Consider the following 19,401-nt stretch of genomic DNA (forward strand, 5'->3'; position numbering starts at 1 on the left):
GCGTTGGTATCGATCCTAGGGTTGAGAGGATTTTCAGGAGTTGTTGCTGTTTCGGGCGGCGCGATTCCGCAATTCGGCGACCGGATCGGGACCGATCGGAACTTCGCCGCATAGAATGGAGACGCACAGTTCCTCTACGGAAACGCTTCGCTGCATGCTGACACTACGGAGCCGGTCGAACGCCTGGTCTTCGTCGATTGCCCACAGTTTCATGAGTTTGAGCAAGGCCTTGAAAACGATTCGGCGTGACTTCACCCGCTCGCGCAATTCGTTGATCTCGGCAAGCACACGGCTGTTGCGCATGAAATTGTGCTCGGCCTGCATCAACACCAAGTAGGTGCCATTCGAACGCACAGGCTTGACCAGGAATGCCGACACGCCCTGCGCAAGACTCCATTGGATGCGTTCCGGTGTCTCGGATCCAATCACTGCGATCAACGGAATGTCCGGCTCCCCAGAGGCCCAGGGGAATATATGACGCTTGTTCGCGTCCGCCTCAAAGAGGCACAGGTCGATGAGCGGCCAATGGGATGGATCGGCGGCCGTTCGGCACTCGACCAGCATTCCAAGCCTCGTCAATTGCGACTCGAGGACCTGCCGGTCACGGTCGGGCTTGTGCAGCAGCAGCGCACGTCGACCTCTGAAGACGGGAATACTGGAGGCTCTCATTGCACGACCCTCAGTGGCTGGCGTCGTGGAGACGCCCAGCGGCCCTCTGTCGCCGACCATCCGCGCACATCGCGCCTTGCGTCGAACCAGACCAGGTAGGGATCCGGCTTGACCGGCTCCGGGCTCGCAAATAATACATCGAAGTGTCCGTTGGCAGTAGAGCGCCCAAGGCGCGGCGTCAGGAAGCCATGTTGATTTTCAACATCGACACGCACGGTCCCTTGCGGTGCGTCGATTGAGCATTTCACAACGCATTGGCGCACGCGCTCCACATCGGCCGATCCACACTCGAGGATGGCCTCGGCTAGCAAGTGCACCGCTACATAGGAAGCTTCGGCGTCGGCGCAGGTTACGCTTTGCCCTCCGAAGCGTGCCCGATACGCGCCGACAAAGGCATGGTTTGCGGGGCTATCGGTGCTTTGAAAATAAACAGCCGAACAGATGTGTCCCACGCGTGCTTCGGGCTCGACCATTTGCAGATCGACTTCGGACAGGTTGCAACTCGTCAGCGGCGCATAGTCGGCATCGACCCGGTCGCCCATGCCGGAGGACGCTGCGTACTCGGTCAGCAACGCCAGCGTGGATGCGCCGATCAGCGAGGAAAAGATGAAGTCGGGCTTGAGTGTCTGAATCTCGTCGACGATCCAGTGCACGTCTCGCACACCCAGCGGCAGATACCGTTCCGCCAGCACGGATCCGCCGTTGCTTTCGACGATATCGCGCATCACGCGGTTGCTTTCCCAGGCCCAAACATAGTTGGAGCCCACCATGTAGATCCGCTTTCCGCGCGTCGACAGCATGTAGCCCGCAAGCGGAACGATGTGCTGGTTCGGCGATGCGCCCACGTAGATAATGTTTTCGCTGCATTCGAAGCCTTCGTAATGCGACGGATACCACAGCAACGCGTCGGCCCGTTCGAACAGCGGCGCGACCTCCTTGCGGCTCGACGACGTATAGCAGCCGATCACATGCGAAACGCCGTTCGTCAGCAACTGCTGGCTCAGGGAAAAGTAGCGTGCCAGCTCGCCGCCGGGGTCGGCCGCAACGGGAGTGAAGGCAAAGTCATAGCGCGCGTCCGCCGCCACTTGCTCGATGGCCAGCATTGCGGCGTTGAGCATGGATTGCCCCACCGATCCATAGGTACCGGTTGTCGAGCACAGCAGACCGAGCGGAATCTCCAGACGAGCTTTTCGGGGTGCTGACATGTTTGCTGTCCATACGTGGTGAGGCAAAAACAAAAAGCCCACTCGACCAGAGTTGGTCAAATGGGCTTAGTCGCCTGTCCGTCGGACTAGATGTGACGGACAATGTTTGCTAGTGCGGAATCCTGCCGAAGTGCCTCGCGGACATTTTCAGCAATCCAACTTGCGAGGTTCAAAATGTACGGGGCGTGATGGTATCCGTCAACACGAAAAAAAAAGTCAATTCTACGGCCCGGTCGCAACAAGGCGGTGCGCGACGACATGACCGGAAACTCACCATCGTCGGCTTCTGAATACGATGGAAGGCCGGCCCACTAGGGTTAATGTGCAAATATACGTCTTGTTTCATCGAGCAGGGGTGACTGCCCCCTCGACGAAATGGCATAGACCAACTCGCCTACGATCGTGAGGCCTGGAACGCTTCTCGACGATAGTGCGCACTATTTCCAACAATCAGGAGACAGACATGGATATCGCGCGAGCGAACGACAAACGCCGGGCGGCGGAACTGGTCGCCCAGATGACCATCGAGGAGCAGGCGACATTGCTTTCCGGCGACGGCTGGTGGGCCACGCACGGGATCGAGCGCCTCGGCCTGCCAGCGATTACCCTGTCTGACGGGCCACACGGTTTGCGCAGGATTCGCCGCAACGATAGCTGGGGGGCCGGAGGCAGCGTGCCGGCAACTTGTTTCCCAACGGCGTCGGCGCTCTCTGCGACGTGGAATACGAAGCTTCTACGTGAAATCGGCGCGGCGCTGGGCCGCGAAGCGCAGGCGGTCGATGTCCAGGTCTTGTTGGGGCCGGGCATCAACATCAAGCGCTCGCCGCTCGGCGGGCGCAACTTTGAATATTTTTCCGAAGATCCCTTGCTGTCCGGCCGCTTGGCGGCGGCCTATATCGACGGCGTCCAGAGCGAGGGTGTGGGCACGTCGCTCAAGCACTTCGCGGTCAATAGTCAGGAAAGCGAACGCATGGCAACGAGTTCGGACCTCGATGCCCGCACGCTCCATGAAATCTACTTGAGCGCGTTCGAGATCGCCGTGTCCGAGTCGCAACCGTGGACGGTGATGAGTTCGTACAACCTTGTCAACGGCACATACGCATCCGAGAACCACGCGTTGCTGACCGACATTCTCCGACGCGACTGGGGCTTCGAAGGCCTTGTCGTTTCTGACTGGGGCGGCATCAACGATCGTCTGGCGGCGGTTGAAGCCGGCAATGATCTCGAGATGCCGGGCACGGGCGACTTCAACCGTAAGAAGATCGTTTCGGCCGTGCAGGAAGGCCGTCTATCGAAGGCCTCGCTTGCCCAGGCTGCGACCGAAGTCGTCGCTCTGGTCCTGCGTGCGGTGGCGGCCCACAAGACGGATGCAAGTTTCGATGAGGATGCGCACCATGCACTCGCGCGCCGAGCGGGCGCCGAAGCCATCGTGCTGCTCAAGAACGACGACAAGATCCTGCCGCTTGGCTCCGGCAAGAAAATCGCCATGATCGGCGCATTTGCGAGTTCACCGCGATACCAGGGCGCCGGGAGCTCGATGGTCAATCCGACGCGCACGAGCAATGCGGCAGACGAACTTGCCGCGCTGCTCGGTGCAGGGAACCTGGTTCTCGCGCGCGGCTACGACACCGAGGGCGACACGACCGATGCACTGGTCAACGATGCCGTGAACGCCGCGGCGTCGGCCGATATCGCGGTCGTCTTTGCGGGGCTGCCTGACAGCTACGAGTCGGAGGGTTTCGACCGTCGCTCGATTGCGATGCCGCCGGGTCATGTGCGGCTCATCGAAGCGGTGGCACAGAAGCAGCCGAATGTCGTTGTCGTGCTGCTCAATGGCTCGGCGATCGAGATGCCCTGGGCACCCAGGGTGAAGGGTATTGTCGAGGCATGGCTCGGCGGACAGGCGGGCGGCGGCGCGATCGCGGATATCTTGACGGGGCGCGCGAATCCGTCGGGTAAGCTTGCCGAGACGTTTCCCGCCACGCTCGAACAAACACCGACGTTCCCCAACTTTCCGGGGCACTCGGGTCACGCGCACTATGGCGAGGGCGTGTTCGTCGGCTACCGTTACTACGATGCGAAGCGCCTCGAGCCGCTTTTCCCGTTCGGGTTCGGACTGAGCTATACGGAGTTCGCCTATACCGGCATTCGTAGCAGCGCAGCTGTATTCGACGTCGATCACGACGGGTCGGTGACGATCGAAGTCACGGTGAAGAACACGGGGTCCGTCCCAGGTCAGGAAGTTGTCCAGCTCTATGTCCACGAACGCGCGCCGGCTTTGCCGCGGCCGCTTGTCGAACTGCGTGCGTTCGACAAGGCGGCCCTCGAAGCGGGCGAAGAAAAGACGGTTCGTTTCTCACTGAACCGACGCGATTTCGCTCACTACGATGCGGACACGAGAGGCTGGGCCGTCACCCCAGGCACCTTCGACATTCGAGCAGGAGGTTCGTCGCGTGAGCTACCGCTGAAGACATCCATTGACGTCGCCGCAAAGTCCCTCGTCAGCAAGCATTTGACACGCCGCTCATTGGTTCGCGACTTCAAGGGCGTGGCGGATGGCACTGCCTTCTATGAAGAACTGGTGCATGCGCTGGGTTTCGGTGCCTTGCTCGACTCGACCAACCAAGCCGAGAGCGGCGGCCTGACCCAGGAAGAGGTCATGGCGATTCGCAAAGCACGCATGTCGGCGTTCGCATTCATTGACGAAATACCGGTCAACAAGGTGCCCGCGTTCTCGCACGGCCAGTTTTCCGAGGCCCGGCTCGAGGAGATGTTGCGTGCTGCGGGTGACGAGCACTGACGCGACGCCGCGCTTTTGCTTACCCGTCGCCTCGCCCGGTTTGATCACGCACGACTTCGCGGATCGCGTCGAGCAGCTTGCGAGCCGCGGGTGACGGAACGCTGCCGGCGCGCATCGTCAGGCCGATGTCGCGCTGGGTCCCCGGCATGGCGATATCGAGCATCGCAAGTTGCCCCGTTTCACGTTCGTAGTGCAGTTGCTGTTGGGATAGGGCTGCCACCATATCGGTCCGTAAAAGGAGGCCGCGGATCATTGCAAGATCGGCGGTCTCGACAGTAGGTGTCGGCGGCTTCAATTTGCTGCGCACGAACAGCGCATCGAGCAGGGCGCGTGCCGGCGCATGGCTGCGCGGCAAGATCCACTGCTGTTCGCTGAGCTGCTTGAGCGATAAACCCCGCAGACCGGCGATCGGATGGTCGCGCCGCGTCAGCACCACCATGCCCTCCGCCATCAGGGGCTCGCCGACCAGCCCTCCGGCCGGATCGGTGGGCCGCAATGCACCGAGAATGAAGTCGATGTCGCCCGCCCGCAGGCTCGCTACAAGCGTCTCGTAGGCGCTCTCGTCGGTCGCCACGCGTACGCCCGCGTAGGTGCGGCATACACGTGCCGTAGCTTCGGGAAGGATCAGCGTACGCCCGAGCGGCAACGCGCCAACCGTGACCAGGCCCCGGACCGTGCCACGCAGTGCGGCGATGTCCTCGGGCACATGGCGTAGCTCGTTGAGCGCACGCCTGACATGCAGCGCAAACATATCGCCTTCCCGGCTCAATTGAAGCCCGCGCGCGCTGCGATGGAAAAGCTGCATGCTCGCGCCGCTTTCGAGAATACGGATCGCGCTGCTGACGGCGGGCTGACTGATCCCAAGGGTCTTCGCGGCGCTCGGCATATGACGGTGGCGTGCCAGGGCGACCAGAATCTGCAGTCGCCTTGTATTGAGCAGATAGGCGGGAAGCATGGACGGTGCACTGGATCGGGTCCGCGATTGACGCGCAGCGCACCAGTGCGCCAGTTCCTCGAGTTCGGCGAGCGCGCGTTTGCCTCGTTCGACGACGACGCGTCCCACCGGCGTCACGAGCATGCCGGAGGGGCGGCGTTCGAACAGGGGCTCGCCGAGCGCCGCCTCGAGTTCCTGGATGGAGCGGGTCACTGCGGATTGCGCACGGTACAGGGTCGCGGCCGCTAGCGTCACGCTGCCGCTTTCGGCAACCACCACGAATACGCGCAAGTGTCCCAGGTTGATGGGCTCGCGGGCCGCCGACGAGGCGCCTGCGATCGAGGGTTCCGTCAAGGTCGTATCGGGCATGGCCTTCTATTCGCAAGGAGACGGTGCAGGCTTTGCCGGAGCAGTCGATGCGCGCTCTGGCCAACCGCGCTTGCGACGTCGTTCAAAAGCCATCGGTTTTGTTTATCGGGTTTCCATGAGCGGCGCCCGATGAGTGGCGATTCTACCGCGTGTCGCTGCGCGCGTTGTGGCCCGCCCGGCGGGCCGATCTCCCCCAGCATCAGTAGCTCCGCGTCATTTTCAGGGTGAGATTCTTGCCGTTCGCCCGGTGCCGGACGGGTTAACCCTGTCTGTGCCGCCCGCCATCTAATTCGTATCTTCCGCTTGCCATTTTGCGGGTCGTCCGGCCGTCACTGCCGTTCATATGAGATCGCACGGGCCGGCGCAAAAGCGTGCTTCTCATCGATACATGAACTCGCGTTCGACAGATCGCGAGACTACAGAGCCTTTAGGAGGAGACCCCATGAACCCCGTCGAAGCCGTCGACATCAAGGCATTTATCGATAGCCGGAAGATGGCGCCGTACCAGTGGCTAGTACTTGTTCTGTGTTTTGTGATCGTCGCGATGGATGGGCTGGACACAGCCGTGATGGGCTTTATCGCGCCCGTGCTGATGCACGACTGGCAAATAGCGCGCGCGGCGTTCGGCCCGGTGATGAGCGCGGCCATGATCGGGCTCGCGGTGGGCGCACTCGTGGCGGGGCCGACCGCGGACCGGATCGGCCGCAAGACGGTGCTGATCGGATCCGTGCTGTGTTTCGGGGTCTTCAGCGTGGGCTGCGCGATGGCCCATACGCCGACGGAGCTGCTGTTGCTGCGCTTCCTGACCGGCCTGGGTCTCGGCGCGGCCATGCCGAACTCAACGACTCTGCTCTCTGAATACGTGCCCTCGCGTAACCGATCGCTACTCGTGACGATCATGTTCACGGGCTTCAACTTCGGTTCGGGTGCGGGCGGCTTCGTCGCGGCCTGGCTCATTCCGCATTTTGGCTGGCGCGGCGTGCTGATGTTCGGCGGCATTGTGCCGTTGGCGAGCGTGCCGTTCCTGCTCTGGCTGCTGCCGGAGTCCGCTCGTTTCATGCTGGTGCGCAATGCCCTCAGTGCGCGCATTGCCTCGACGCTGGGGCGCGTGAGCGGCCACCGCTTCGACGCCGGAACACGCTTCACGGCGCCTGAACCGGATGTCGGCGGCAAGGCGCCGGTGCGCGTGCTGTTCGCCGACGGGTACGCATTCGGCACATTGATGCTGTGGGTGACGTATTTCATGGGCTTGCTGATCATCTACTTGTTGACCGGCTGGCTGCCTACCCTGATCAAGGATGCAGGGTTTCCGATTGAGCGGGCGGCCGCGATTACCGGTTTGTTCCAGCTAGGTGGCACGGTCGGCGCGATTGCCGTGGGCTTTGCGATGGACCGGCTGGATCGCAACCGGGTGATTGCCGTCGCTTACCTCCTGGGTGGCGTGTTCATCTTCGCGCTCGGTGCAGGGACCTTGAAATCAGCCTTGCTGTCGGTGCTCGTCACCTGCGCAGGGTTCTTCATGAGCGGTGCGCAAACCGGGCTGAACGCGCTCGCACCGACCTACTACCCGACGCGTGCACGAGCAACGGGCGTGAGCTGGATGCTGGGGATCGGTCGATTCGGCGGCATTCTTGGATCGCTGGTCGGGGGCACCTTGCTCTCACTCGGACTCAGCTTCGAAACGGTGTTTTCAATCCTGGCTGTGCCCGCGGTGCTGGCCGCCATCGCGATCGTCATGAATCGCGTTGCGCTCCGATTCATACAGAACCCGGTCAAGGCCTAAGCTTTTTGCTTCAATCAACAGGTGTTCAATGGAAAACGGCTTATCGATGCTGGTGGTCAGCGCTCACAGCGCGGACTTTGTCTGGCGTGCGGGCGGCGCCATCGCGCTCCACAAGAAGAATGGCTATCGCGTCAAAGTGGTGTGCCTGTCATATGGCGAGCGTGGCGAATCCGCGAAGCTGTGGCGCAAGGGCGAAATGACCGTCGAGAAAGTCAAGGCCGCGCGCCAGGAGGAAGCCTTGCGCGCGGCCGACGTGCTGGGCGCGGAAGTGGACTTCTTTGATCTGGGCGACTACCCCCTGCGTGTCTCCGACGAGTTGTTGATGCGTCTTGTCGATGTCTATCGCGAAGTGCAGCCTGCGTTTGTCCTGAGCCATTCGCTCAAGGATCCGTACAATTTCGATCACCCCCTCGCGATGCATGTCGCGCAGGAGGCGCGCATCATCGCACAGGCAGAGGGGTATCTTCCCGGCCAGAAAGTCGTGGGCGCGCCGCCCGTCTACGCGTTCGAGCCTCATCAGACCGAGCAGTGCGAGTGGTTGCCCAACACGTTCCTCGATATCACCGAGGTATGGGATCTCAAGCGCCGCGCGATCGAATGCATGGCGGGCCAGGAACATCTCTGGGAGTACTACACGCGCGTGGCGCAACAACGAGGCGTGCAGGCCAAGCGCAATATCGGCATCACGGCGCGCCGCTCGATCGACTATGCGGAAGCGTATCAGCGCGTCACGCCGCAGGTCGTCGGAGATCTGTCGTGAAGCGCGGCGTGGTGGTCAGAAATATTCGGCGTGCGCCAGCGGCCGAGATCGAGGTTCTGCGGACTGCCGGTGTCGCGACGGTTCATGAGGCGCAGAGCCGGCTCGGTCTGCTTGCGGCGTATATGCGGCCGATCTACGCGGGTGCAACGATTGCCGGTTCAGCCGTGACGGTGCTGGTGCCACCTTCCGACAACTGGATGTTGCACGTTGCCGCTGAACAATGCCAGGCGGGAGATGTGCTGGTCGTCGCGCCGACCTCGCCCTGCGAGGACGGCTATTTTGGCGAGCTGCTCGCCACCTCGCTCGCGGCGCGCGGCGTGCTCGGGTTGATCATCGATGCAGGTTGCCGCGACATCCGTGCGCTCACCGAGATGGGCTTTCCGGTCTGGTCGAAGGCCATATCCGCGCAGGGCACGGTGAAGGAAACGCTCGGCTCGGTCAATATTCCATTGGTGTGCGCGCAGCAACTGGTGCGCGCCGGCGACGTCATCGTCGCGGACGACGATGGTGTGGTGGTCGTACCGGTCGAGACCGTGGCCGCAGTGGCCGAGGCGTCGCAAGCTCGCATGAAGAAGGAGTTGAAAACGCGTGCGGTCCTCGCCGGTGGTGAACTTGGGCTCGACTATTACGCGATGCGCGACAGGCTCGTGGCCAAGGGCTTGCGCTATGTCGACTCGGAAGCCCAGCTCTGACCGAGGATCCTGGATCATGTCGATTTCTTCTTCATCTCGCAGACAGACACGTATCGCTTGCATGATGATGCGCGGCGGTACATCGAAGGGCGCATTCTTTCTGGCCTCCGATCTGCCCGACGATCCGGCGACGCGCGACAAGGTGTTGCTGGCCGTGATGGGTTCGCCTGATACACGGCAGATCGACGGCATTGGAGGTGCCGATCCGCTCACCAGCAAGGTTGCCATCGTGTCTCCCTCGGGCCGTGCCGATGCTGAAGTCGACTATTTGTTTGCGCAGGTCATCGTCAATGAAGCGCGGGTCGATTACGGGCAGAACTGCGGCAATATGCTGGCCGGCGTGGGGCCGTTCGCAATCGAACGGGGCCTGGTCAAGGCACGCGACGGACATACGTCTGTCTCCGTCCACATGGTGAACACAGGGCAGGTCGCGATCGCGACCGTAGCCACGCCTGGCGGTTTTGTGACTTACGAGGGCGACGCCCGCATCGACGGGGTGCCCGGCACCGCTGCCGCGATTCCGCTTGCGTTCCAGGATGTCGCCGGTTCATCGTGTGGGGCCTTGTTGCCCACGGGCCGTGTTCGTGACCTGATCGACGGGGTCGAGCTCACCTGCATCGACAATGGCATGCCGCTGGTGCTGATGCGCGCTGCCGATCTCGACCGCTCGGGCTATGAGAGCCGGGAGCAACTCGATGCGGATACAACGCTGAAGGCGCGTATCGAGGGCATTCGACTGAAGGTGGGCCCCATGATGAATCTGGGCGACGTCACCGAGCGGTCCGTACCGAAGATGTGTCTGATCGCAGAACCTCGTCGCGACGGGCACAATGGCGCGATCTCGACCCGGACTTTCATTCCGCATCGCTGCCATGCGTCGATCGGCGTGTTCGGTGCGCTCAGCGTGGCGACGGCTACCGTGATTCCGGGGACGGTGTGTGACGGTATCGCGCGTGTCTCCGACGGCCAGTCAAGGCGCGTTGACGTCGAGCATCCTACGGGCGAGTTCACGGTTGATTTCGAACTGGCAGGCAGGCGCGAAGTGCCGGAGATCCGGAGTGCCGCCCTGGTGCGCACGGCTCGCTGGTTGTTCGACGGCGTGGTCGGTGTGCCGGCCAGTGTGTGGACCGGCCGACGCGAGGCGCAACGGATGGTTTGATCGGGTTTCGGGCCGACCTCGGCGACGAGTTCGACAAGCGGTTGGCCGAGCAGCAAAGGCTGGGAGGCGGCCGCCTGAATTGCACAAAGGGACGCAACAACTATGGCAACAATCATTGGTGGAATCGGCACGTCGCACGTTCCCTCGATCGGCGCGGCATACGACGCCAAGCGGCAGAAAGATCCGGCGTGGTCGCCGCTGTTCGACGGCTATGTGGCGGTCGCAGACTGGCTCAAGGCGAAGGCGCCGGATGTGCTCGTGATGTTCTACAACGATCACGCGAACAGCTTTTTCTTCGACTGCTATCCGACCTTCGCCTTGGGTGTGTCGGCCCAGTTCGAGATGGCCGATGAGGGAGCGGGGCGTCGTCCGCTCCCAGACGTGTCCGGTCACCCGGGCCTCGCAGCGCATTTGGCTGATTGCCTGGTTAACGATGAATTCGACATCGCCACGTTCCAGGAGCGGGCACTCGATCATGGCTGCAATTCACCGTTATCGTTGATGTGGCCGCACGAACCGAGCTGGCCCGGCGCGATCGTGCCGATCGAGGTCAACGTGCTGCAGTATCCCTTGCCCACGCCGCGCCGGTGTTTCAAGCTGGGTCAGGCCGTGCGCCGTGCGGTCGAGTCCTATCCCGAAGATCTCAAGGTAGCGATTGTCGGCACCGGCGGCTTGTCTCACCAGATTCATGGCGAGCGCACCGGCTTCAACAATACTGAATGGGATCACGAATTCCTGCGCCTGATCGTCGAAGCGCCCGAGCAGCTCGCCGAGATGCGTCATGCCGATTTTATCCGGCTCGGCGGTGCGGAGAGCGTCGAGGTCATCATGTGGCTCGCGATGCGTGGGGCGCTCGGTGAGCGCATCCAATGCATCCACCAGAACTACTATTTGCCAACCACGACGGCGATGGCTGTGACGGTCTACGAACCGGTGACCGACATGGCGGCACACACGGCGGCATCGAACGAGGAGACGACCCAATGAATCCGCAACTGGCCGGCGTCGAAGCTATCGAAGGGACGTACTTGTTTGACCTCAGGCACAGCGTGAAGGCATATCGCCTCAATCGCTATCTATGGATGCATCGCGATCCGCGTTTTCGAGAACAGGTGCTGAATGATCCGGAGGCCGCATTCGCTGAAATGCGGCTGACCGCGGAGGAGCGAGACTTGATCGCTCGACGGGACTGGCTCGGTTTGATCCAGTACGGCGTCAGCTTTTTTGTTCTCGAGAAATATGCGCGCGTGGTGCGAATCTCCAACCTTCAAGTTTACGCCTCGATGCGCGGTGAGACGCTCGAAGCATTTCTGAAGACACGGCGGGTACCGGCCTCTGCGTAGTCAACGGCCAGCCAGCAACGGCTGCAGCGCTGGAGCGAGCGACTTCAACATCTGCACCGATAACGCGCTCGTGAAGTCGTAACGCGCCGCGTAGGGCTCCGGCACGTAGGCAGTCAGCGTGCCGTAGAAGCGGTCGCCGATCACGAACACGAAGGTCGCGGTTCTGCTGACTTTGCGCGACTCGATCAGGCGCGCGCCGCGCGCGAACACGTTGAAGCGCTGGTCGCCGGTCCCCGTCTTGCCGTAGACGTCGAGCGTACGGCCATCGGGGAACGTCATGCCGCCTGCAAAGCGTCTCGCGGTTCCGCCTTGCACGACGTCGCGCAGCAGCTGATGAACCACATCGGCGATTTCCGGCGCGAGCACCGGGCGCGTCGGCGCTGGCGCATGGGCAAAATGGGTTTCGTAGGGCGTGTTCTTCGCGAACACCAGGCTGTCGAAGCTCACTGTCGGCAGCGCGCGACCCTCGTTCGCAACAGTGCCGATCAGTTGCGCGAGCGCGGCCGGCCGGTCACCTGAAGCGCCGATTGCCGCCGCATACGAAGGCGTCAGCGACGCGAACGGATAGCCGAGCTCGCGCCAGGATTTGCCGATTTCCGCGAACGCCTGCAACTCCACCATGCGCTTGATGCGCCGGTCCTGCGTCGCATGGTAACGCGTCTTGAAAAGCCACGAGTAGGCGGTGGCGCGCGCTTCGCGGCTCGCCTGCTGCAAGTCGTTCACCGTGGCGAGCGGATGATCCCGGAGATAGTTCACGGTCCACAGCTCGAGCGGATGAACGCTCGCGATATAGCCGCGATCGTTCAGGTTGAACTTGTCAATGCCGTACTTGCCATAGAGCTTCGCGAGATCTTCATCCGTGAGCGACTCGTCCTTTGTGCCCTTGAGCGCGGCGCGCATGTGCATATCGAACCATGCCTGCGGTGCATCGGGCGCGACGCTGCGCAACACGGTCGCAACCTTGGGTGGCGACTTGCGCACGTGGCGCAGCAGCAGCGCGAGCGCGTCGTCTGCTGTCTTGCCCTGATACCTCTTGTAAAAGCGGTTCATGTACACGCGGCTTTCCTGGTCCGCGAAGCGCGTGAGATAGGCGTGACGCGTCGCGGGATCGTCGAGCCATTGCGACGTCGGCCCCACAACGCGGATCATCTCGTAGCGCACGATGTCGCGCATCATGCGCACGAACACCAGATTCACCGAATGCTGGAACGCTCGATGCACGGTCAGGATGCGTGCGTTATCACTCGATTCGAAGTTGTTGAATGCCTGCGCGCCGCCGCCCGTATAGAACGTCTCGCCAGGATTCGCGGAGTACTTGCGCTCGATCGCGGCATCGAGCATCGTGCGCAGCGACCGGTCGGGGGCCTTCTCCAGGTAATCGAGCGCCCAGCGCGTGAGCCCATCCTGTCGGTCGGGATTCACGCTGCGCAGTTCCGCCACGCTCATCGATCCATAACGCTCATGCAGCGCGGCCACGATCTGCAGGTACGTGATGATCGTGCGCAGCTTCGCGGTCGAGCCGAGGTTCAGGCGCGCGCCGTGATTGATGTCGAACGGCTGGTCGACGCTGTCGGTCTGCACGCGCATGAGGTTGGCATCCGCGCGGCGCTCGAATAGGGTGAGGCTGTACGCGATCTTCGACGGATCGTCCTGCGGGCGCAGCATATGAAACCCGTATAGACCCGCTTTGCGCGCGCCATCGCGCGTGGCGACGCTCGCGAGATGATCGCTGACCGCTTGCTGAACCGTGTTGTCGAGCGTCGCCTTGACGGTAAGGTCGAGTCGGTCGAGGTCGTAGACATTCGCCACACCGAGCGTCGCGAGCAGATTCGCACGCAGCGCGGTGACGCCCTTTCTCGTCACGAACGACACGCTTGGATGCGCGGCAACCGTGCGATTCAGAACGAGGGGTACCGCGAGCGCGGCGTCGCGCAGCGAGGTCGAAATGACGCCGTTGGCGGCGAGCAGGCGCAGATAACTGTCGGTCAGGTGATCGAGTTCCGTGTTGCCAGGGTGCAGGAAGCGCGTCGGCGCGCGCTGCGCGATCATCAGCGAGAGCGCCTGCTTGAACGTGAGCGCTTGCGCATCCAGCGTCTCGGCCGAAGTCGGCGCGCGCAGGATGCGATTGAATTCCTCGAAGTCACGTCCGTACCACGCGGCCATGCCGTCGCCGATGCCGCTGATCTCGCCGATGCCGGGCTTCGCGGCGAGCGGCACCGCGTTGAGATAGCGCAGGATGATCTGCTTGCGCGCGGGCAGGGTCTGCGGCCCCTTCAGATAGGCACGCACCGATGCCGACGCGACCTGGCGCACCTTTTCCGACGGCGTCGCGGTGCGTCCGTTCGGCGAGTGGCGGAACTTTTCGATCTGCGTGGCGAGCGTGCTGCCGCCCGGCTGCGGCTGATGCTTGTCGAACACGCGCATGCCCTGGTCGACCATTGCGCGGCTGAGCCGTCCCCAGTCGATCGCGGGGTTGCGGCTCGGATTGTTCATGTCGAGCAGATCGCGATCCTCGATGAAGAGCAGCGCGTCGATGATGACCGGCGGTATCGCCTCGTAGTTGTCGTAGATCAGGTCCGGATACGTCGCGCTCAAGAGCGGTGTGCCATGCACGTCGAGCAGGAGCAGTCCGGCCCGGTCTTTTTCCTCGTACGGTAGAAAGAGGCCTTTGTCCGCCAGTGACACCATCGCCGCGGAGTTGCGAGCCTGAGCCGTGACGACGAAACCGCGCGCGGTCAGCCGCTTCTGAAACGACGGCAATGACGCGTAGCCGAAACGCAGGTCGTAAGGTCCGGCCGCGGGATAACGGATGCTGTCGCTCCGGCCGTTGCCGACAGTAAAGGCGATATCGCGCCCGAGTTCGGACAGGTAACGCGCCTGCCGCTCCGAGGTCTGGATTTCGGTCTGAACCATGCGCACGGCAATGGCGCACACCAGGAGAAAAAAGACAGCAAACAGCCACCAGCGCCATTGCCGGAGTGACCGGAGGGTGGCAGCCCGAGGGTAAAATCTAGCCAACGGCTGATTCATGACCGGGTCTCCACTTGAACAGCAAGGCTTTCAAGTCGGAGCTGAAAGTGGAGGTCGCAGCCTGCCGTGGCAGGGCCAGAAATCGGTCGACAAGAGGGCGCGAGCCGAGCTAACAGCACCTCGGACCGTTGCGACAGTATTTGCGATCGATGGACCAAGCGAAGAACTCGCGCCGCGACAGCAGCGGATCGTCCGGGTGACGCGAGGCCATGTGCCCGAGATAGCGTTCATAGTCCGGGATGCCGAACATCTGCATGCAGGCCTCGCGCATGGTGCGCGCCAGTTCCGATAGCTGAGTCCCGAGTGCATTGCTGCCGGACTCGTCGTTCGTGGACCGAACCGGCGCCGCCAGGAGTTTGCCGTTGAAGATGGATTTCATGTTCAGATCCCCTGAGCGCGCACGACAGCAGGCGTCTCGTTGGCGGTAGGCTTGGCCTGCCGTAACGCCTGCAAGCAAATCTTGACAGCGAAGACGCACATCGCCAGCACCAGCACGACAAAGAAACCGCAGACAACCGCATCCAGATAGTTGTTGAAGGCGACTCGCCGCATTTCCGCAAGCGACTTGGCGGGAGCGAGTACCGTCCCCTGCGCGGCAGCGTCGCTGAACTTGCCCGCGAGCGAGAGGAAGCCGATACGCGGGTCGCTATGGAAGATCTTCTGGACGCCGGCAGTGAGCGTGGTAATAAGGAGCCACGCTGTGGGCACCAGCGTCACCCAGACGTAGCGTTCCCGCTTCATCTTTACCAGTACGCTGGTGCAGAGCAGGAGGGCGATGCCCGCGAGCATCTGATTGCCCACGCCGAACAGCTGCCAAAGTGTGTTGATGCCACCGAGCGGGTCGACCACGCCCTGATAGAGGAAATACCCCCAGGCTGCCACACAAAGGCCGGTGCCCAGCAGGTTCGCGGGCAGGAACTGAGTGTCGCCGAGCGGCCGATAGACGTGGCCCAGCATGTCCTGGATCATGAAGCGGCCGACTCGCGTGCCGGCGTCTACGGCGGTCAGGATAAACAGCGCCTCGAACAGGATGGCGAAGTGATACCAGAAGGCCACCATGGCGGGGCCGCCGAGGGCTTGGCCGAGGATCTGCGCCATGCCTACGGCGAGCGTCGGGGCACCGCCGGCGCGCGACAGGATGCTGGTTTCGCCGATTTCCGTGGCTGTCTGGGTGATCATATCCGGCGTAATGGTGAATCCCCAGCCGGACACGACTTGAGCCGCCTGTGCGGCCGTGGTGCCGATGATCCCCGCCGGCGCGTTCATGGCGAAGTAGATGCCCGGATGCAGCACGCAGGCTGCCGTCAGCGCCATGATCGCGACGAACGATTCGGCGAGCATGCCGCCGAAGCCGATCAGACGCATATGCGACTCGCGTTCGATCATCTTCGGTGTGGTGCCGGAAGAAATCAGCGCATGAAAACCTGAGACCGCACCACATGCGATGGTGATGAACAGAAACGGGAAGAGGGTGCCGGAGAAGACCGGTCCGGAGCCGTCGAGGAAGCGTGTGGTCTGCGGCATCGAAAGGGTCGGGGCCACGACGTAAATGCCGACCGCGAGGGCCACGATCGTGCCGATCTTCAGGAACGTGCTCAGGTAGTCGCGTGGTGCGAGCATCAGCCAGACCGGCAGGCTGGAGGCGATGGCGCCGTACAGAATGAGGGCCCACGCCAGTTGCGGGCCAGTCAAGGTAAACACCGCTCCCCAGGTGGGGTCGTTCGCGATGGTCCTCCCCATGACGATCGAGAGGAGCAACAGCACGACACCAAACAGGGAGGCTTCTCCCACGCGCCCCGGGCGGATGAATCGCATGTAGACGCCCATCAGCAGCGCGATCGGTATCGTTGCGGCGATGGTGAACAGGCCCCACGGGCTGGCCGTGAGCGCCTTCACCACCACCAGGCTCAGCACCGCAAGAATGATGATCATGATCGCGAGTACGCCGACCAGGGCGAGCGTGCCCGGAACGGGGCCCAGTTCCATCTTGATCATCTCGCCGAGGGATCTGCCGTCCCGGCGCACCGATGCGAAAAGCACGATGAAGTCCTGCACCGCACCGGCCATCACGACGCCCACGAGAATCCACAGCGTGCCGGGAAGGTAGCCCATCTGCGCCGCCAGCACCGGACCGACGAGCGGACCGGCGCCGGCGATTGCGGCAAAATGATGGCCGAACAGCACCCACCTGTTGGTCGGCACGTAGTCCATACCGTCGTTGTGGCGCTCGGCCGGGGTCTGCCGAGTATCGTCGAGCCGCAGTACGCGCTCCGCGATGAACTTGCTATAGAAGCGGTATGCGATGAAATAAACGATAAGGGCCGCGGTCACGAGCCACACGGCATTGACACTTTCACCGCGACCGAGCGCGAGTGTGGCGAAGGCGAAAGCGCCGACAGCAGCTAGTACACCCCACACGAGAATGGACGCAAGCTTGTTCATGACGTCTCCCTCTGTCGAACAACGCGTGGCAGAACCATTGCCGTGCAACTGATATCCCCGCGTTCTTCAGTGTTCTGCTAATTAGCAGCGGGCCCGCTTTTCCGGCACTACGGAGTGACACCCGAAAACAGGCTACACCCAGCCCCGAAGCGCCGCAAGGCGCGATTCCCCTTCGTGTTCCGAAGAGAGACAGCCGGGGTGCCGCTCCTCGGTATGGCGAGATCTGTTGCCGCAATGTTCCCTCAGAGTGTGTCGCGCGAGCCTGAACTTCGTCATGTCGGTTACGAAGGCGACCAGGTCTGCGTCCATCGGCGTTCGTACTCTGCATTTCTGAAGTGATCGACCAGAAAGTCGATAAATACGCGCACCTTCGAAGACATGTACTGCCGGTTTTGGTAAGCGATATTGATCTTGAGCCTTGGCAGATCCCAGTCCTCCAGAATGGGGACGAGACGGCCCGCAACGACGTGATCGTGGATGATGTACGTCGGCTGAATGACGATGCCTAAGCCGCCGAGCCCTGCCTGAACGATGACCTGACCTTCGTTCGACTCCAGAAGACCTTCAATCTTGATCGAACGACACTCGGAGCCTTTGGTGAATGCCAGTTCGTGCGGATTGTTGGCCAAGGTATAGATCAGGAAGCGGTGCCAAGCCAGGTCCTCGAGCGTTCTTGGTGTCCCGTGGCGGTCGAGATATTCCGGCGAGGCGGCGAGGATGCGCCGGGTGTCTGCGAGTCGTCGCGTAATGATGCCTGAATCAGCCTCGTGCTCCCGGGTTCGGATGGCGACATCAATTCCGTTCTCGATAATATCGAAATAGCGGTTGGCCGCCGTGACTGACACGGACAGCTTAGGTTGGCGTTTCGTGAACTCCGGCAACAGCGGCGCAATGATCTGAGCGCAAAATGAGACCGATGCCGTCACGCGCAGTGTGCCGACGGGGCTCAGTAACGCCGAACTCACGAGCGCTTCCGCTTCCTCCATCTCTGAAGAAATGTTGCGGCACCTGCGATAGAACTCACTCCCTACTTCGGTAAGAAAGAGGCGTCGGGTATTTCGCTCCACGAGACGCGCACCCAGCCGTTGTTCAAGATTGACCAGATGCCGGCTTCCGGCCGATGAGGACATTCCCAGCGCCTCCGCCGCTTTCGAAACGCTTCCCAGCTCAGCGGTTTGCACGAAAAGCTGCACTTCAATCCACTTGTCCACCCTTGCCTCCGGTTTCCCGCCGATCGGGATTATGTTTCCTAAAATCCGACTTTTTTAACAATCGCCGGCAGACTATATTCTGTCCCAAGGGACCCGCCCATTGGAGAGAGCATGCAAAACGTCGATGAAGACACCATTACGCAGATCGTACTGGGCCGCCACGCGGAGGCCTCCAATCCGCGCCTCAAGCAGATCATGACGAGCGTTGTTCAGCATCTGCACGCCTTTGCGCGTGATGTGCAACTGACCGAGGAGGAGTGGTTCAAGGGCATCCAGTTCCTGACCGACGTCGGCCACATCACCGACGACAAGCGCCAGGAGTTCATCCTTCTATCGGACACGCTGGGTCTGTCGATGCTTGTCACCGCCTTGAACAATCGCAAACCGATCGGCTGTACGGAGTCCACCGTATTCGGCCCGTTCTTCGTCGAGAACGCTCCGGAATACCAGAATGGAGACGACGTCGGCAACGGCGCCAAAGGTGAGCCGTGTTTTGTTAGTGGCCGCATCACCGGGTTCGACGGCGAGCCGGTCCCCAATGCCAGGATCGAAGTGTGGCAAGCCGATTCCGACGGTTTCTATGACGTGCAGTACGAAGGTGCAGCCAGCAACCACGGACGTGGGATGCTGCGTAGTCTGGCCGACGGTTCCTTTCACTTCAAATCGATTACTGCCGAGTCCTACCCAATTCCACACGATGGCCCCGTTGGACGCATGTTGACGGCCCTGGGTCGGCATCCGTGGCGACCGGCGCATCTGCACTTCATGATTGAAGCACCGGGATACGAGAGACTGATTACTCACGTGTTCCGCTCCGGTGACAAATACCTCAATTCCGACGCGGTGTTTGGCGTCCGGTCGTCGCTGATTGCCGATTGGCAGCGTCACGGACCGGGTCGCGCGCCGGATGGTAGCGATGTCGACACGTCGTTCAGTACGCTCGACTTCACGTTCGTCCTCAATCGGTCTGGCACTGCAGTCGAAAGTTGCGCCGCCTAAGTCCA

General features: G+C 62.0%; 15 protein-coding genes. 8 read left to right on the forward strand and 7 right to left on the reverse strand.

Annotated features, from left to right (window positions below):
* Positions 1–33: 33 nt before the first annotated feature.
* Both HV670_RS04730 and HV670_RS04735 read right to left on the reverse strand, forming a co-directional pair.
* The gene (locus HV670_RS04730) at positions 34–669 is read right to left on the reverse strand and encodes an ANTAR domain-containing response regulator (protein WP_175103486.1); all 636 of its coding nucleotides are present in this window, start codon (positions 667–669) and stop codon (positions 34–36) included.
* Positions 666–1,874, reverse strand: a complete 1,209-nt coding sequence (locus tag HV670_RS04735; RefSeq protein WP_175103487.1) for a transporter substrate-binding domain-containing protein — start codon at positions 1,872–1,874, stop codon at positions 666–668. Before HV670_RS04735 ends, HV670_RS04730 begins: the two co-directional genes overlap by 4 nt.
* 463 nt (positions 1,875–2,337) lie before the next feature.
* Between HV670_RS04735 and HV670_RS04740 the strand changes: the two genes are divergently transcribed.
* Positions 2,338–4,674 carry a glycoside hydrolase family 3 C-terminal domain-containing protein gene (locus HV670_RS04740; RefSeq protein ID WP_217478359.1) on the forward strand — a complete coding sequence of 779 codons (2,337 nt, stop codon included), beginning with the start codon at positions 2,338–2,340 and terminating at the stop codon, positions 4,672–4,674.
* Between the two features lie 19 nt (positions 4,675–4,693).
* Here HV670_RS04740 and HV670_RS04745 read toward each other — a convergent pair whose 3' ends face one another.
* Complete coding sequence (locus tag HV670_RS04745) at positions 4,694–5,977, reverse strand: LysR family transcriptional regulator (protein ID WP_175103488.1); 1,284 nt, start codon at positions 5,975–5,977, stop codon at positions 4,694–4,696.
* 442 nt (positions 5,978–6,419) lie between these two features.
* Between HV670_RS04745 and HV670_RS04750 the strand changes: the two genes are divergently transcribed.
* From HV670_RS04750 to HV670_RS04770, 6 genes are all read left to right on the forward strand, one after another.
* Positions 6,420–7,760, forward strand: a complete 1,341-nt coding sequence (locus HV670_RS04750; RefSeq protein ID WP_175103489.1) for an MFS transporter — start codon at positions 6,420–6,422, stop codon at positions 7,758–7,760.
* 28 nt (positions 7,761–7,788) lie between these two features.
* Positions 7,789–8,520 (forward strand): PIG-L deacetylase family protein, encoded by a 732-nt coding sequence (locus HV670_RS30860; RefSeq protein ID WP_246257002.1) that lies wholly within the window; start codon positions 7,789–7,791, stop codon positions 8,518–8,520.
* The gene (locus tag HV670_RS04755; RefSeq protein WP_246257004.1) at positions 8,517–9,212 is read left to right on the forward strand and encodes a 4-carboxy-4-hydroxy-2-oxoadipate aldolase/oxaloacetate decarboxylase; all 696 of its coding nucleotides are present in this window, start codon (positions 8,517–8,519) and stop codon (positions 9,210–9,212) included. Before HV670_RS30860 ends, HV670_RS04755 begins: the two co-directional genes overlap by 4 nt.
* A gap of 16 nt (positions 9,213–9,228) precedes the next feature.
* Entirely contained in the window at positions 9,229–10,371 is a 1,143-nt protein-coding gene (locus HV670_RS04760; RefSeq protein ID WP_175103491.1) for a 4-oxalomesaconate tautomerase, read from the forward strand.
* Between the two features lie 102 nt (positions 10,372–10,473).
* Positions 10,474–11,358 (forward strand): gallate dioxygenase, encoded by an 885-nt coding sequence (locus HV670_RS04765; RefSeq protein WP_175103492.1) that lies wholly within the window; start codon positions 10,474–10,476, stop codon positions 11,356–11,358.
* Complete coding sequence (locus tag HV670_RS04770; RefSeq protein WP_175103493.1) at positions 11,355–11,714, forward strand: protocatechuate 3,4-dioxygenase; 360 nt, start codon at positions 11,355–11,357, stop codon at positions 11,712–11,714. Before HV670_RS04765 ends, HV670_RS04770 begins: the two co-directional genes overlap by 4 nt.
* Here HV670_RS04770 and HV670_RS04775 read toward each other — a convergent pair whose 3' ends face one another.
* The 4 genes from HV670_RS04775 to HV670_RS04790 form a co-directional block, all read right to left on the reverse strand.
* Positions 11,715–14,744 carry a transglycosylase domain-containing protein gene (locus HV670_RS04775; protein ID WP_175103494.1) on the reverse strand — a complete coding sequence of 1,010 codons (3,030 nt, stop codon included), beginning with the start codon at positions 14,742–14,744 and terminating at the stop codon, positions 11,715–11,717.
* A 109-nt stretch (positions 14,745–14,853) separates the two neighbouring features.
* The gene (locus tag HV670_RS04780; RefSeq protein WP_175103495.1) at positions 14,854–15,123 is read right to left on the reverse strand and encodes a YbdD/YjiX family protein; all 270 of its coding nucleotides are present in this window, start codon (positions 15,121–15,123) and stop codon (positions 14,854–14,856) included.
* A 2-nt stretch (positions 15,124–15,125) separates the two neighbouring features.
* Complete coding sequence (locus tag HV670_RS04785) at positions 15,126–17,186, reverse strand: carbon starvation CstA family protein (protein WP_175103496.1); 2,061 nt, start codon at positions 17,184–17,186, stop codon at positions 15,126–15,128.
* A gap of 281 nt (positions 17,187–17,467) precedes the next feature.
* Positions 17,468–18,397 carry a LysR family transcriptional regulator gene (locus tag HV670_RS04790; RefSeq protein WP_175103497.1) on the reverse strand — a complete coding sequence of 310 codons (930 nt, stop codon included), beginning with the start codon at positions 18,395–18,397 and terminating at the stop codon, positions 17,468–17,470.
* Positions 18,398–18,508: 111 nt separating this feature from the next.
* Between HV670_RS04790 and HV670_RS04795 the strand changes: the two genes are divergently transcribed.
* Positions 18,509–19,396, forward strand: coding sequence for an intradiol ring-cleavage dioxygenase (locus tag HV670_RS04795; RefSeq protein ID WP_175103498.1), 888 nt, complete (start codon positions 18,509–18,511; stop codon positions 19,394–19,396).
* Positions 19,397–19,401: the final 5 nt, after the last annotated feature.

Source organism: Pararobbsia alpina (assembly GCF_902859895.1).
GTDB classification, from domain to species: domain Bacteria; phylum Pseudomonadota; class Gammaproteobacteria; order Burkholderiales; family Burkholderiaceae; genus Pararobbsia; species Pararobbsia alpina.

Excerpts from the sequence above, each read along its gene's own strand:
- HV670_RS04730 (WP_175103486.1), bottom strand. The coding sequence starts at position 669 with ATGAGAGCCTCCAGTATTCCCGTCTTCAGAGGTCGACGTGCGCTGCTG.
- HV670_RS04760 (WP_175103491.1), top strand. The coding sequence starts at position 9,229 with ATGTCGATTTCTTCTTCATCTCGCAGACAGACACGTATCGCTTGCATG.
- HV670_RS04785 (WP_175103496.1), bottom strand. The coding sequence starts at position 17,186 with ATGAACAAGCTTGCGTCCATTCTCGTGTGGGGTGTACTAGCTGCTGTC.
- HV670_RS04740 (WP_217478359.1), top strand. The coding sequence starts at position 2,338 with ATGGATATCGCGCGAGCGAACGACAAACGCCGGGCGGCGGAACTGGTC.
- HV670_RS04745 (WP_175103488.1), bottom strand. The coding sequence starts at position 5,977 with ATGCCCGATACGACCTTGACGGAACCCTCGATCGCAGGCGCCTCGTCG.
- HV670_RS04775 (WP_175103494.1), bottom strand. The coding sequence starts at position 14,744 with ATGAATCAGCCGTTGGCTAGATTTTACCCTCGGGCTGCCACCCTCCGG.
- HV670_RS04735 (WP_175103487.1), bottom strand. The coding sequence starts at position 1,874 with ATGTCAGCACCCCGAAAAGCTCGTCTGGAGATTCCGCTCGGTCTGCTG.
- HV670_RS04795 (WP_175103498.1), top strand. The coding sequence starts at position 18,509 with ATGCAAAACGTCGATGAAGACACCATTACGCAGATCGTACTGGGCCGC.
- HV670_RS04750 (WP_175103489.1), top strand. The coding sequence starts at position 6,420 with ATGAACCCCGTCGAAGCCGTCGACATCAAGGCATTTATCGATAGCCGG.
- HV670_RS04765 (WP_175103492.1), top strand. The coding sequence starts at position 10,474 with ATGGCAACAATCATTGGTGGAATCGGCACGTCGCACGTTCCCTCGATC.
- HV670_RS04770 (WP_175103493.1), top strand. The coding sequence starts at position 11,355 with ATGAATCCGCAACTGGCCGGCGTCGAAGCTATCGAAGGGACGTACTTG.
- HV670_RS30860 (WP_246257002.1), top strand. The coding sequence starts at position 7,789 with ATGGAAAACGGCTTATCGATGCTGGTGGTCAGCGCTCACAGCGCGGAC.
- HV670_RS04780 (WP_175103495.1), bottom strand. The coding sequence starts at position 15,123 with ATGAAATCCATCTTCAACGGCAAACTCCTGGCGGCGCCGGTTCGGTCC.